General features: G+C 28.7%; 12 protein-coding genes. 8 read left to right on the top strand and 4 right to left on the bottom strand.

From position 1 onward, the window contains the following. Nucleotides 1-120: 120 nt before the first annotated feature. Complete coding sequence (locus tag H2684_RS12120; protein WP_182089657.1) at nt 121-1,071, bottom strand: ROK family protein; 951 nt, start codon at nt 1,069-1,071, stop codon at nt 121-123. A 76-nt stretch (nt 1,072-1,147) separates the two neighbouring features. After that, nucleotides 1,148-2,452 (bottom strand): cation:dicarboxylase symporter family transporter, encoded by a 1,305-nt coding sequence (locus H2684_RS12115; RefSeq protein WP_207719474.1) that lies wholly within the window; start codon nt 2,450-2,452, stop codon nt 1,148-1,150. 384 nt (nt 2,453-2,836) lie between these two features. Here H2684_RS12115 and H2684_RS12110 point away from each other — a divergent pair, with 384 nt between their 5' ends. After that, entirely contained in the window at nt 2,837-4,162 is a 1,326-nt protein-coding gene (locus H2684_RS12110) for a sensor histidine kinase (RefSeq protein ID WP_243159347.1), read from the top strand. 4 nt (nt 4,163-4,166) lie between these two features. Continuing rightward, the gene (locus H2684_RS12105; RefSeq protein WP_182089656.1) at nt 4,167-5,093 is read left to right on the top strand and encodes a response regulator; all 927 of its coding nucleotides are present in this window, start codon (nt 4,167-4,169) and stop codon (nt 5,091-5,093) included. A gap of 121 nt (nt 5,094-5,214) precedes the next feature. Here the strand turns inward: H2684_RS12105 and infC are convergent, their stop codons facing one another. Beyond that, nucleotides 5,215-5,733: a translation initiation factor IF-3 gene (infC, locus tag H2684_RS12100; protein ID WP_182089655.1), complete on the bottom strand. Its 519-nt coding sequence runs from the start codon at nt 5,731-5,733 to the stop codon at nt 5,215-5,217. A gap of 206 nt (nt 5,734-5,939) precedes the next feature. Between infC and H2684_RS12095 the strand changes: the two genes are divergently transcribed. After that, nucleotides 5,940-7,790: an Nramp family divalent metal transporter gene (locus tag H2684_RS12095; RefSeq protein WP_182089654.1), complete on the top strand. Its 1,851-nt coding sequence runs from the start codon at nt 5,940-5,942 to the stop codon at nt 7,788-7,790. Nucleotides 7,791-7,853: 63 nt separating this feature from the next. Here the strand turns inward: H2684_RS12095 and H2684_RS12090 are convergent, their stop codons facing one another. Continuing rightward, a complete protein-coding gene (locus tag H2684_RS12090; protein ID WP_182089653.1) occupies nt 7,854-8,684 on the bottom strand; it encodes a purine-nucleoside phosphorylase in 831 nt (276 codons plus the stop codon). A gap of 131 nt (nt 8,685-8,815) precedes the next feature. On the opposite strand from H2684_RS12090, the gene H2684_RS12085 reads away from it, so the two are divergent. From H2684_RS12085 to H2684_RS12380, 5 genes are all read left to right on the top strand, one after another. Beyond that, nucleotides 8,816-9,088 (top strand): acylphosphatase, encoded by a 273-nt coding sequence (locus tag H2684_RS12085; protein WP_182089652.1) that lies wholly within the window; start codon nt 8,816-8,818, stop codon nt 9,086-9,088. A gap of 204 nt (nt 9,089-9,292) precedes the next feature. After that, nucleotides 9,293-12,421 (top strand): efflux RND transporter permease subunit, encoded by a 3,129-nt coding sequence (locus H2684_RS12080; protein ID WP_182089651.1) that lies wholly within the window; start codon nt 9,293-9,295, stop codon nt 12,419-12,421. A gap of 4 nt (nt 12,422-12,425) precedes the next feature. Further along, the gene (locus H2684_RS12075) at nt 12,426-13,676 is read left to right on the top strand and encodes an efflux RND transporter periplasmic adaptor subunit (protein WP_182089650.1); all 1,251 of its coding nucleotides are present in this window, start codon (nt 12,426-12,428) and stop codon (nt 13,674-13,676) included. A gap of 187 nt (nt 13,677-13,863) precedes the next feature. Further along, entirely contained in the window at nt 13,864-14,178 is a 315-nt protein-coding gene (locus H2684_RS12070) for a hypothetical protein (RefSeq protein ID WP_182089649.1), read from the top strand. Between the two features lie 112 nt (nt 14,179-14,290). Continuing rightward, nucleotides 14,291-14,842, top strand: a complete 552-nt coding sequence (locus H2684_RS12380; RefSeq protein WP_243159346.1) for a hypothetical protein — start codon at nt 14,291-14,293, stop codon at nt 14,840-14,842. The last annotated feature ends 312 nt before the right edge of the window (nt 14,843-15,154 follow it).

Here is a 15,154-nt window from a genome sequence, read left to right as displayed (position 1 = left end):
CAAAGTGAGGTATTTTTTTTCAACGCTTAAGCTCTTCTGAACACACCTGCATAGCAGGTGGTTTTCTAAATGGACAACAAAATAGACATGAGATATATAAGTTCTCATGTCTATTTTAACCTATTCAACTATGCTACTTATTGCAAGTGCCAAAGCACCTTTAATTCCAGCATCAGTTCCAAGTTCTGCTGGAAGAATTTTTGCATTATCATATATGTGCTTAAAGCTCCTTTTAGAGGCAACTTCATTTATTTTATCAAAGACAATTTTGCCAGCCTTTGAAACTCCTCCTCCTATAACTACAACTTCAGGATCAAAACAATTTAGCACATTTGCTACAAATATACCAAGAAAATTAAGTGATTCGTCTATTATACTACTAGCTACACTATCTCCTAATTCCGCTTCATTAAAAACATCTTTTGCAGTAATATTTTCATACTTTTTAAGTGATGTTTCCATATTTTTATGTACAGCTTCTTTTCCCTGTCTTGCTATTGCAGTACCTGAACACATTACTTCTGCACATCCATAATTTCCACAATTACATTTTGGTCCATCTTCTTTTAAAGTCACATGTCCTATTTCAAGTGCATTTCCAGTATTTCCTCTGTACAACTTTCCATTTAATATAGCACCTGCCCCTATTCCTGTGGAAACTGTTATAAAAATCATATTACTAGTGCCACGTCCTGCACCAAATCTATGCTCTCCAAGAGCCGCTACATTTGCATCATTATCTAAGACAACAGGTATATTAAATTTTTCTCTTATAGGATTAACTATTTGAAAATTTTTAAATGGAAGATTAGGAGTTGTTATAATCACTCCTTTTTCACTATCTAAAGGTCCAGGAGATCCAATTCCAATACACACTATATCTTCAGTCTTAATTTTTGACTTTTTAATAACTTCATCTATAAGTGTTATAATTCTATTTAATATAGCACTTTCACCTTCACTTGCATTTGTAGCAATTGTATTCTCATATATTACATTTCCATCTAGATCTGATGATGCCACGGCAATTTTAGTACCTCCAAGATCTACACCAACAACGTATTTTTTCATATAACTCCTCCAATCAATATCTCGCAATAAAGTATAAAATAAAATTCACAAGAAAATTATACCATAAAATTGTAGATTATTCTTGATTAACGGCAGTTTTATAATTATATCCTATAACGGAATCAAAATACTTTTTACCCTTTACATCATTATACTTCCCTTCCCATCTTGATACAACTATAACAGCTAGTGAATTACCAACTACATTTACTACTGTTCTTGCCATATCAAGTAATCTATCTATACCTGCAATAAATGCAAGTCCTTCTATAGGAATTCCAACACTTCCAAGAGTTGCAAGAAGAACTACAAAAGATACTCCTGGTACTCCAGCTATACCCTTTGAAGTTATCATAAGTACTATAACAAGATTTATTTGAGCAAATATAGATAGATGTATTCCGTACATCTGTGCAATAAATACTGCGGCTATAGCCTCATACAGTGTTGAACCGTCTAGATTAAATGAATATCCTGTAGGTATAACAAAAGAAGCTATAGATGACGGGCATCCATATTCCTCCATTTTAACCATAAGTCTTGGAAGTACAGTTTCAGAACTTGATGTAGTATAAGCTAGAATTAATTCTTCTTTTAAAATCTTTAGCAAATGGAAAATATTATTTCCAATTATCTTTGCAACTATACCCATAACTACAACTATAAAAAATACCATAGCTCCATACACAGTCAACATAAGTTTACCAAGTGGTACAAGTGATTTTAAGCCAAACTTAGACACAGTTACGCCTATAAGTGCAAAAACTCCAATAGGTGCAGTTTTCATAATCTGATTTGTTATCCAAAACATAACCTCAGATATTCCTTCAGCAAGTTTAAGTATTGGTTTTCCCTTTTCACCAATAGCTGCTACACCTAAACCAAACATAACTGCAAAAAATATAATAGGAAGTATATTACCATCTGCAAGTGAACTAAATAAGTTATCTGGAACTATTCCTACAAGAGTTTCCTTAAATCCACTATGTGCTGTACTTTTTGCAGTATCTACATAACTACTTATATTCATCTTTGAAAGATGCCTCATGTTTATACCTATTCCTGGATGAAATAAATTTGCAATTACAAGTCCAAGCACTATTGCAATTGTACTCATAATTTCAAAATAAATTATTGTCTTTACTCCTAATTTGCCAAGTTGTTTCATATCTCCTACTCCAGCTACCCCAACTATCAGACATGAAAAAACTATAGGTATAACTATCATTTTTATAAGTCGCAAAAATATATCTCCAACAGGTTGTAAATATGTAGCCACATTAGGATTTCCATAAAAAACTGCTCCTACAATAATTCCAAGCACTAATCCTATAACAATTTGTGAAGCAAGTCCAAATTTCTTCTTTTTTATTTTTTTCATAAATTGTCCCCCTTATTCTGCTAAAATATAAATTAATTGAATTATAATTTAATTAATCATTTAAAAATTCTCAAAAGAATAGATTTTAAATTCTAATTTTTTTATTTTTTATTACAAGTTTTATAGACTGTTTATTCATAACAATATCTATCAACTTAATATTAATATATAAATTACACAATACTATAAAATACTACTCAAAATTATAATTATTGTTTTTAAATTTTAAGTTTATAGAATATATTATGTTTTATAAATCAATTTATAATAAATACATAGTTTTCTGACAAATTAGAAAACAGAATTGAAAATTATGTCCCTTGACATGATATAATTATGACTAGTATAATCATCTCAAATTGGAGGGAGAGGAGGATTAATAATTTGGATAATTCAATAAGTAAGTTTAAATTTAATAATTCCGAAATTAAAGATGATATATTTATACTTATAATAATGGTAATAACTATTCCTTTAACTGGTGAATTAAAGATCTATCCATTTCAAAATACATTTCGTATAAGTTTCAGTACTACAATATTTCTATTTTTACTATTATGGATAAAAAAAATTCCACTTATACTATGTGGAAGCTGTGTAGGTGTATCTGTAGTATTTTTTCGAATTATATTAGATATAATCTTTCAAAATAATTTCAGCTTCTACAATGCGTTTTTAGTAAATTTCCCAGCTTTTTTTTACTATTTTATATTTTCTTCTATATTTTACATTGTATCTGTAAACAGACTCCATAACTATCCTATGCGCCTTGGCTTTATTGCTGTAATTAGTGATATGACCTCAAGTATATTTGAAATAATTTTGCGTCATATTATATTTAAAAATACTATAATAAGTCCACTAACTATTTTTTTATTATTGATAATCGCAATAATAAGAAGCTTTTTTGTACTTGGATTTTTCAATATAATAAAACTAAATGAAATCAAAGAAAAAGCAAAACAACAAGCAGAACAAAATAAATATATGTTACTTCTAATTTCAAATTTATATGAAGAAGCAGTACAATTAAAAAAATCTCTAACCTATGCTGAAGACATAACTACTAAATGTTATAATTTATATAGGAAATCTAAAGACCCTTCTCATAATTTCAATGATATAAAAATATTTTCGGAAAATTTACTTGAAATAGCAGGAGAAATACACGAAATCAAAAAGGATAATCAGAGAATATATTCAGGTCTTTCAAAAATAATTTCATCAAAAAACCATAAAGACTACATGAATCCATTAGATATAGTAAGTATAGTTATTGAAACAAATAAAAAATATTCATCTTTCACAAATAAAAATATAAAATTTGAACATGAAGTGGATATAACTATTCCACCACTTCACGTTTATACAATGCTATCAATTTTGAATAATCTAGTTTCAAATTCTATAGAAGCCATACCTGAAACTGGGAAAATAAAAATTGTAATCAATAAAATAGATAGTATCACTTTAGAAATTAAGGTATATGATAATGGTCCTGGCATACCACTAAAAAGACAACATCTAATATTCAAGCCAGGATATACAACCAAATATGACAAAACTGGAAAGGCCTCAAATGGTATGGGACTTGCATATGTAAGCCACCTTATAAATGCTTTAAATGGAAGTATATCAGTAAATTCAAATACTAAAGAAACTATATTTACAATAAAACTTTCGATTGACAAACTAATAAAGGAAGGATGATAAAATGAACTTTTTTATTATAGATGATGATGATGCAATACGATATATGCTAAGTGACATAATAGAAGATAATGATCTTGGAACCGTTGTAGGTGAAAGTAAAAGTGGCTCCTCTATAACTCCAAGCATCCTTGAGATTAAAAAAGTTGATATAGTTTTAATCGATTTATTAATGCCATTTAAAGATGGTCTACAAGTAATAGAGGAATTAAAAAACTCCTTTAGTGGGAAATTCATAATGATATCACAATTAGAAGATAAAGATACAATAGGGAGAGCATATTCTTTAGGAGTACAATACTATATAACAAAACCAATAAACAGCCTTGAAGTAGTTGGAGTTATAAAAAATGTAATTGAAAACATAAGGCTTGAAAAATCAATTTATAAAATTCAAGACACGTTGAACTTTTTAAAAAATACAACTAACCATACAAAAAATTATACAAATTCAAATAAAAATATAATAACATGTAGTGAATTTATTTTAAGCGAACTTGGAATATTAAGTGAAAATGGTAGCACTGATATTATATCTATAATGAAATATCTTTATCTTAATTCAAAAAATGGGTCATTAGAAAATAATTTTCCAAGGCTTAAAACTATATTTATATCAATATCAAAAGAAAAATTAAGTAAAACAAATTCAAATTATACTAATGAAACTTTGCAAAAAGAAGTAAAAGCCTCTGAACAGCGTATTAGAAGATCTATATCACAAGCTATAAATCATGTAGCATCTATTGGACTTATAGACTATTCAAGTCCTAAATTTGAAGATTATGCTGCAGAATTTTTTGAATTTGAAGCAGTTCGAAAGAGAATGCTTGAACTTAAAAATGGATCAAATTTTTCAAAAAGTTCTATACATATAAATATAAAAAAATTCATAAAAGCATTTTATATTAAACTAATGAGAATGCTATAATTTATATCTATAATTAAAATGATATATCATAAAAGCCTTGTAATCAGTATTTTTAATACCACTTACAAGACTTCTTTAATATCTATATATAATATATTTATATCTACTTTTTATTAAATATTCAACTTTTCTTTGGAGCCAATACCATAATCATATTATTTCCCTCTAATTTAGGCTTCTTTTCAATTGATACAATATCTCCCATTTTTTCTAAGAACGTATCAAACACCTTTCTACCTAATGAGGTATAATTATTCTGTCTTCCTCTAAACCTTATTGACACCTTTACTTTATTTCCCTTTGCTATAAATTTCTTTGCATTATTTGCTTTTACAATTATATCATTTTCTTCAATTGTAACACTTAGTCTTATTTCTTTTACTTCAACTACTTTTTGCTTTTTCTTAGCTTCTTTTTCTTTTTTGGATTTATCATAGAGGAATTTCTTATAATCCATTATTTTACATACAGGGGGATTTGCTGCTGGAGATACCATAACTAAATCAAGCCCTTTTTCTCTAGCTAAGCTAAGTGCCTCCTTGGTCTTAACAATTTGACTAGATCCATTTCCCACTAGTCTAATTTCCTTTACTTTAATTCTTTCATTTACATTAATATTCTTATTATTAATACAAAACACCTCTCAATTATTTTATTTGCAATTAAATTAAATAAAGCATCTATAACATATATATAATACATTTTTAACTTACAAAGTATATTATATCAAAAAAACTAAAATTTAAAAATATTTATTGAAAATATTTATTGATATTTCTACATTATTATATTATTATATAATATTCAATATGATTTAATAACTATTAAAAAAGAAGGTGACTTAATATGAAAGATAACAAAAATTTAGTAAAGATACCAAAAGAAAATAATTTTTATAAAAAACTACTTGCTTTTGTTGGCCCTGCATATCTGGTAAGCGTAGGATACATGGATCCAGGAAATTGGGCAACAGATATAGCAGGTGGCAGTAAATTTGGATATTCACTTATATGGGTAATTTTAATATCAAATATAATGGCAATTTTTTTTCAAACATTATCTGCAAAACTAGGAATTGTCACAGGTTATGACCTTGCGCAGGCTTGTAAGCGTCATTATGGTAAAAAAATAAACTATCTACTATGGATACTATGTGAAATTGCAATTATTGCAACTGATATTGCAGAAGTGCTTGGAAGTGCCATAGGATTAAACTTGATTTTTAAAATTCCAATGATATACGGTGTTATTATAACAGGTTTTGATACCTTTCTCCTTCTCATTTTAGACAAACTAGGAATAAGAAAAATGGAAGCTTTTATTTTATGCTTAATCGCAATTATAGGTATAAGTTTCTTTGTAGAAATTATATCAAAACCTGATTACGTTGGAATTATGTCTGGATTTATACCAAACATTCCAAATAGCGAAGCACTTTATATTGGCATAGGTATACTAGGTGCCACAATAATGCCCCATAATCTCTATCTACATTCATCAATAGTTCAAACAAGAGATATAGAAAAAACTAAAAAAGGTATTAAACAAGCAATTGAATTTAATAATATAGACTCAATTTTTGCATTAAGTCTTGCATTTTTAGTTAATGCAGGCATATTAATACTAGCTGCCTCAGTATTTCACAGAAGTGGCAACTTTGGTGTAGATGATATTTTAAAAGCCCACAAGCTTCTTGAACCATTACTTGGAAATACCTTGGCTCCTATATTATTTGGTGTAGCACTTATAGCCGCTGGTCAATCTTCAACTATTACTGGAACTTATGCAGGACAAATAGTAATGGAAGGTTTTATAAACTTGAGAGTTCAACCTTGGGTAAGAAGACTTATAACAAGAATAATTGCAATTGTACCTTCTATATTCACTATAATATACTTTGGCGAATCCTCAAGTGGAAGTCTTTTAATTTTAAGCCAAGTTTTACTAAGCCTCCAACTTTCTTTTGCAATTATTCCTCTTATACACTTTGTTGGAAATAAATCTTTAATGAATGACTTTGTAATATCTCTAAAATCTAAAATAGCAGCATGGATAATGGCATTTATAATCGTAGTATTAAATATATCCTTAGTTGTTGAAACCTTAAAAAGTTGGGCTTCTTCTTCAGGAATATCAAAACTTGCCTATTTATCTATAGTTTTACTTTGTGTAGTTTTAGGTATACTTCTCCTATATATATTTTTAGAACCATTTATAAATAATGAATCTAGAAAAACTATTGACATACATGGAACTATGCACATTCCAAAAATAAATAGTATTAATCCCTATAATTCTATAGCACTTGCATTAGATTTTACAAAAAATGATGAAGCAGTATTATCGCATGCTGTAAATTTAGCTAAATATCATACAAAATTAATCTTAATTCATGTAGTTGAAAGTGCAGGTGCAAATATATATGGAACTAAGATAAATGATGTTGAAAGCAAAATTGATTTAAAGAAATTAAACATCTATGCAAAGCAATTAAAAGCCATGAATTTTAAAAATGTAACCTGTGAAATAGGTTACGGTAAAGCTGCAAAGTCAATAGTTCATATTTTAAATATGTATTCTCCTGATATACTTATACTTGGAACACATGGTCATCATGGAATTTCAGATTTAATTTTTGGAACAGTAACAGATAAAATAAAGCATTTCGTATCCATTCCTATATTAATTGCAAAATAGGATCAACAAAAATAACAGTGCACAAATTTGCGTACTGTTATTTTTATATATCTACATATAAGACTAATTGCCAAATTTAAGTTCAGAAATTATACCTCTAATAAGCTTTTTAAAATTTTCTCCTGCAATTCGAGATGTCTCAATTACTTCTTTATGATTAAGTGGTTTATCTAGTACTCCTGCTGCCATATTAGTCATACATGATATTCCTATAACTTTAATTTTACTGTGATTTGCAACTATTACTTCAGGAACAGTAGACATTCCTACTGCATCTCCTCCAATTGTCCTTATCATATTTATCTCTGCTGGAGTTTCATAACTTGGTCCACTCATGCACACATATACTCCCTCTTGAATATCTATATCATATTTTTTAGCTATTTCCTTTACAGCATTTCTAAATATTTTGTCGTAGGCATTTGACATATCAGGAAATCTTTCTCCAAATTCATCCATATTCTTACCTATAAGTGGATTATTAAATGATAAATTTATGTGATCTTTTATAAGCATAAGCTGTCCAGGCTTGTAATTTAAATTCACTGCACCTGCTGCATTTGTAACTATAAGATTTTTTATTCCAAGAAGTGCCATAACCCTTACAGGAAATGTAACCTGATCCATGCTATACCCTTCATAGTAGTGAAATCTTCCTTGCATTGCCAAAACAACTTTTCCCTGAAATTTTCCTATAACAAGTCTTCCTCTGTGCCCTTTAACTGTAGATACAGGAAAATTTGGTATATCTTTATACTCATATACTTCCCTATCTTCTATTTCTTCTGCAATATCTCCAAGGCCAGATCCAAGTATAATTCCAATTTCAGGTTTATATTTAGTATTCTCACATATATAACTTGCAGCCTCTTTTATTTTTTTTAAAATATCCATATTCATTCTCTCCATCTAATTTAATATAGCTCTATTACATATTAACATATTACAAAAAAATCTTTAATAGCTGCAAAAAATTTAGTAATATATAATTGATATTATAAAAAAACTTAAAAAGGAAGGTTATAATGAAAAGGTATGCACTAAACGTATATGGAATGGTTCAAGGTGTTGGCTTTAGATACACTACATATTCTCTCGCTTCTAAATTAAATCTAACAGGATGGGTAAAAAATATGTTAGATGGATCTGTTTCTATAGAAATTCAAGGTGAGGAAAATAATTTAAAATACTTCATCCAAAATTTAAAAGAATCTAACAGATTTGCCCATGTAGAAAAAATATCTTCCAGAGAAATAGATATTTCCAAAGGAGAATCTTCTTTTAAAATTAAGTTTTAAACAGTAAAACCAGAGTAAATTTGTATAACTTACTCTGGTTTTCTATTATATAAGTTTTTATGCAATAGATATATTTATTGAAATTTAATTCACATAAATATATAATTTAACTTATCTATATAAAAGCACTAGCTAATAGTAAAAATTTAAATATATAAAATTAGATTTCAAATGAATTTAACTAATAATACAAGGAGGGAAAAAATGAACTTAACTAAACTATCCGTAAGAAAACCAGCCGCAATAACTATGGTTATATTACTTTTAGTTGGACTTGGTATATTCGGATATAGACACTTAGGAGCAGATCTACTGCCTTCAATGGATGTACCAGTAATCTCAATATCAACAACTTATTCTGGTGCAAGTGCTGATGACATCAAAACAGACGTTGTAAAGCCAATAGAAGATGCGGTTTCAGGTATAAGTGGTATTGATAAAATTCAATCTACAGCTAGTGAAGGAATAGGTCAAACAGTCATAGTATTCAAAATGAATGTTGATATGAATACGGCATTTTTAGACGTACAAAAAGCCATAGACAATGTACAAGGTACTTTACCTAAAAATGCTGATAAACCAGTTCTATTCAAAGTAGATACAAATGCAATGCCAGTTCTATATCTCTCAGTATCTGGAAATTCATCCTACGATGAATTGTATGATCAGTCTAATAAACTTATAGAACAACTAGAAAAAATTCAAGGAGTTGGAAATGTAACTTTAGATGGAATTAAAAAGAAACAACTTATGATTAAATTAAATAAATTTGCACTGGAAAATTATAATGTAAGTGTAACTACACTTATTAGTACCCTTAATGCAAATAACATAAACCTGCCTGCAGGTGAAATAAAGCAAAATTATTTAAACGAATCAGTAAGAGTCATGAGTCAATTTCAAAATATAGATGAAGTTAAAAATCTATCAATACCAACTACAAATGGAGGCACTGTTCATCTATCAGATATTGCAGAAATAAATTTAGAATATCCAGACGAAAATATGTATCTTAGACTAAATGGTAAAAATACAATAGGTATAAGTATCCAAAAACAAAGTGACGCAAATGTAGTTGAAACTGTGGATAATATAAAATCCGAATTAGACAAGCTTAAAAAATCTCTTCCCAAAGATATAAGCGTTGTAGTTGCTTATGATACTACAAAATTTATAAATTCATCACTTTATGAAATAAAGAGAAGTCTAATAGAAGGTATAATAACAACAGCTATTGTACTACTATTATTTTTAAGAAGCTGGAAATCTTCACTTATAGTACTAATAGCAATACCTACATCCCTTATTTCAACATTTTTTATGATGTATGTACTAAACTTTACTTTAAATATAATGTCTTTAATGGGATTGTCTTTGTGTATAGGAATACTTGTAGATGATTCCATAGTTGTACTTGAAAATATACAACGGCATCTGTCAATGAAAAAAGATCCTATAAATGCCGCCATAGATGGTCGTAATGAAATAGGACTTGCTGCTATAGCAATAACTCTATGTGACGTAGTAGTATATGTTCCAGTTGCATTTATATCTGGAATGGCAGGTAAATTCTTTAAAGAATTTGGACTTACAATAGCAGTTGCATCATTGTTTTCACTGTTTGTTTCTTTTACTATAACTCCAATGCTTGCATCTAGACTATATAACAAGTCAGATAAAAAAGAACCTTCTAAAGCTTTAAAGAAAATTAAAAAAACTAAATTATTCAAACTGCTGGATTCAATTTCAAGATCTATAGACTCAATTACTGTAGTTTATAGAAAGGCTCTTATATGGTGCTTAGATCATAGGAAGAAAACATTAGCTATAACAATAGCAGCTTTAATAGCTTCAATTGCATTGATACCAATAGGTGGAATAGGAACAGAACTTATGCCAGTAACAGATCAAAATTATTTCAACATAAATATGAAATTTGACTCAGGAAGTACTTTAAAACAAATGGATGAAAAAGTAAGACAGGTTGAAAAATACCTAAGCAAAATTCCTGAAATTGATAGCTACTATTCTATGATTGGAGCAAGTAATAATGGTGTATCTTCAATTACTTCAAATTCTGCTAGTATAATTGTTAATCTAAGTCCTAAAAAAGAGAGGAAAAAATCTCAATCTGAATTAGCAACAGAAGTACGAGCTTGGGGAAATAATAACTTATCTGGTACAAAGTTTTCAGTTACAGAATCAAGCATGGGTGGAGGAAGCAGTGATCCTATATCTGTTGAAATATTAGGTGATGATTCTACAACTATTTCAGAAATATCCGATAAAGTTGAAAATATAGTAAAATCTATTCCTGGTACTACTGATGTAAGTAATTCTACAAAGTCAAATAAGAGTGAAATCAGAGTTAATGTAGACAAATTAGCTTCATCATATTATAAAATATCTACATCTGACATATCTACAGTACTTAGAACTGCTATACAAGGATCTTCTGCTGGAGTATACAGAACTAATGGAAATGATTATGATATAACAGTAAAATTTGAAAATGGAGATATAAAAACTCCTGAAGATATTGGAAGTATAAAAATATCAAATCAATTAGGTGAGCAAATTCCAATAAGTCAAATTGCCTCTGTAACAAGATCTGACAGTCCTTCATCTATATCAAGACAAGATAGACAAGATGTAGCTACAGTAACATCCAATATTCAAGGAAGAACTTTAGGTGCTGTAAGTTTAGATTTATCAAAAAAATTGAAGTCTCTTTCAGTTCCTTCTGGTTATGAGATCAAATTTGGAGGTGGTCAGCAAGATATGTCTGACAGTTTTACATCACTTATTGAAGCTCTGATTATTTCCTTAATATTGATTTACATGATACTTACTGTACTCTATGAATCTTTTTTAACACCATTTATAAGAATGATATCACTTCCTTGTGCTCTAATAGGTGCACTTATAATACTTGCTGCAACTGGAAAAACCTTAAATATGATGTCACTTATAGGGCTTATTATGCTGGATGGATTAGCTTCTAAAAATGGTACTCTCTTAATTGACTATACTAATACCCTTATAAAGAGAGGAAATACTCTAAAAGATGCTCTAATTGAATCGGGAACAACAAGACTTAGACCTATTATAATGACTTCTGCCACTATGATTGTAGGTATGCTTCCAGCTGCACTATCCATAGGTGAAGGAAGTGAATTAAAATCAAGTATGGCTGTAGTAGTTATAGGCGGAATGATTGCCTCTACAATTTTAACTCCAATAATACTTCCTGTTGTATATACATTAATGGACGATTTAAAACAACATATATTTAAAAACAGAAAAAAGAAATCAGAAATCCAAGAGGTGTAGTGTAATGAAATCAAAAAAAAGCATCTGGAAAATAGTATTATGTATATTAGCTCTCTTAATAATAGTGTCAATAGTACATAATATTATTAAAAATAAAAAAGTTACAACCCAAAGCGATGTGAAAAATGTAAGCGTAGTTAAAGCTTCTCTTGCATCAATATCTACAACTGTAAATTATTCTGGACAATTAACTAGTGATAAAGAAATTTCAGTATCTCCAAAAGTTCCGGGAAAAGTTTCATCTTTAAATGTAAAAGTAGGAAGCAAGGTAAATGCTGGAGATGTACTGTTTACACTTGATTCAAGTAGTTTAAATGCCCAATTAAAACAGCAACAAGCAAATGTAGATTCTGCAAATGCAACCTTAGATAAAACAAAGAGCTCAGGACTAGAACAACAACTCATACAAGCTGAACAGTCAGTGAAATCATCTAGTATAAACTATAATGATGCAAAGACAAACTATGATAGAATACAAAAACTTTATTCTGCTGGTGCTGCAACAAAGCAAGAACTTGATTCTGCAAAGACAAAGTTGGACAGTGCATCATCTTCCTTGTCTTCAGCACAGCAAAATTTAAACTTAATTAAAGAAAAAATTGGACCAGAATCAATTGAAGTTGCCGAAGCTCAGTTAAAACAGGCACAAGCTGCACTTGAATCAATTAAAGTTCAAATAGAAGACAATATAGTAAAATCCCCTGTTTCTGGAACAGTTTCTGCTGTAAATATAGATGTAGGTGAAATGTCTTCTTCTACTCAACCATGTATTACTATAGTGAAATCTGATTCTATAATTGCCAAAATATCAGTACCTGATACAATGCTTTCTAAAATTAAAGTTGGTCAATCATTAAAAGTAGTAGTACCTTCTCTATCAGATAAAAACTTTACAGGCACAATTAGCGTTATAAGCCCTGATGTAGATAGCACTACTCAACAATACACGGTAAAGATAAAACTCGATAATTCAAATGGCGATTTAAAGCCTGGAATGTTTGCTAAAATTTCATTACCAGATGAGAGCAAAAAAGATGTAATTGCTGTTCCAAATCAAGCTATAAGAATTGAAAATGGAGTGTCCTATCTTTATATAGTAAAAAATAATAAAGTGCAAAAAATATCTGTAGACACTGGAATTTCAAACGGTACATTAACAGAGGTGATCTCATCAAAGATCAAAGTTGGAGATAACATAATAGATCAAGGTCAAACATTTTTAAATAATGGAGATGCAGTAAAAATTATAAACTAAATATTTATTTACTCTAAAGTGGATTATAGTATTTTAAAAATATTATAATCCACTTTTACTATGTAATATCATATTTCATAACTTAAATTTAAAATATACTCAATATTGTTGTCACCTATTGAATAATAAACATATTATGAATTAGGACTAAAATCCTAATACACAAGTTTAAAAGGAGGGAAACAATTTGAATAATGGATGTAACTTTGCAAATCATTTAGCAAAATTCACAGGACAAACTGTAACCATATTTACAACAAGTGGAGGAGAATCTGGAGGTGGATTTTCAGGAGTTTTAATGTCTGTTAATAGTGATTATGTAAGATTATTAGTCAAAATTGGTTCTGCACCATCATGTGCAATATATAATTCCTGTTCTCAGGATAATGGTGCTATGCATGATCCATGTCATGGAGGTATGCCAAATAAACACTACAATCAAGGTTCAGTAGTAGATATTCCTATATCAAGGATAGCTTCTTTTGTTCACAATTCAATATAATAATATAATTCAAGATTACAAAGCACCATCATATTTTTCCATTTATTGGTGGTGCTTAATATAGATTTAATTTTTATCTTAGAGTAGATTTTATGAAAGGAGTGATATTATTTTGAACAGACATAAAAGAACTCATCACAATAGACATCATAGAAGACATCACAGAGATCATCAAAAAGACAATAGTAAAAATACTCTGAATAAAAGTCCATGTATAGAGGATAACTGTAAAATTCCAGAAGATGAAAATAATTTATGTGAAGCTCCTAGTGAACCAGAAGATGAAAATTGCACTACTTCAACTTCAGATGACTGTGAAGATGAAAATTATAGCATAGGATCTATAAATTTTCTTGACAATCTGAATAATTATATTGGAAAGTCAATAACTATATTTACAGCAAGTGGAGGAGAATCTGGATCTGGATTTTCAGGAGTTCTAATGGATACAAATAAATATTTTCTTAGATTAATAACTAAAATAGGTCCTGCACCTGATTGTTCTCTTGGAAATTCTTGCGATAGCTCTTCTGATAGTGATCCAACTGATGGTTGTTATAATAATTGTCCTAACTATCATAATTCTAAAAACAATAATAATTTTGGATCATTAGTAGATATTCCCATAGATAAAATTGTAGCTTTCGTTCATAATGTACTATAAAGTGTTGCTGGCATATTGTACATGCCAGCAACACATTTTTATTTAAATATAAATGTAATATTAAAAAATTAATCAATAAATCTATTATTACTATTGACATATTGAAATATAAATTATAAAATCATACATATATAAAATTACAATATTAAAATAATATTATCATTTTGCTATCATTTTAATAAAAAATCGCCAGTTAATATTATTTTTTATTATATTCACAAGGGGGTAAAAACATATGTTAAAAGATTTAATTTATACAATATCAAAAGATAATCATACTGAAAAAGCACTTAAGGAAATTTTAAATTCACA

The sequence above is a fragment of the Clostridium sp. cel8 genome (genome assembly GCF_014050525.1).
Lineage (GTDB): Bacteria > Bacillota > Clostridia > Clostridiales > Clostridiaceae > Clostridium_B.
Note: the sequence above shows the minus strand (reverse complement) of the source record. Positions and strands in the feature narration are given on the sequence as shown.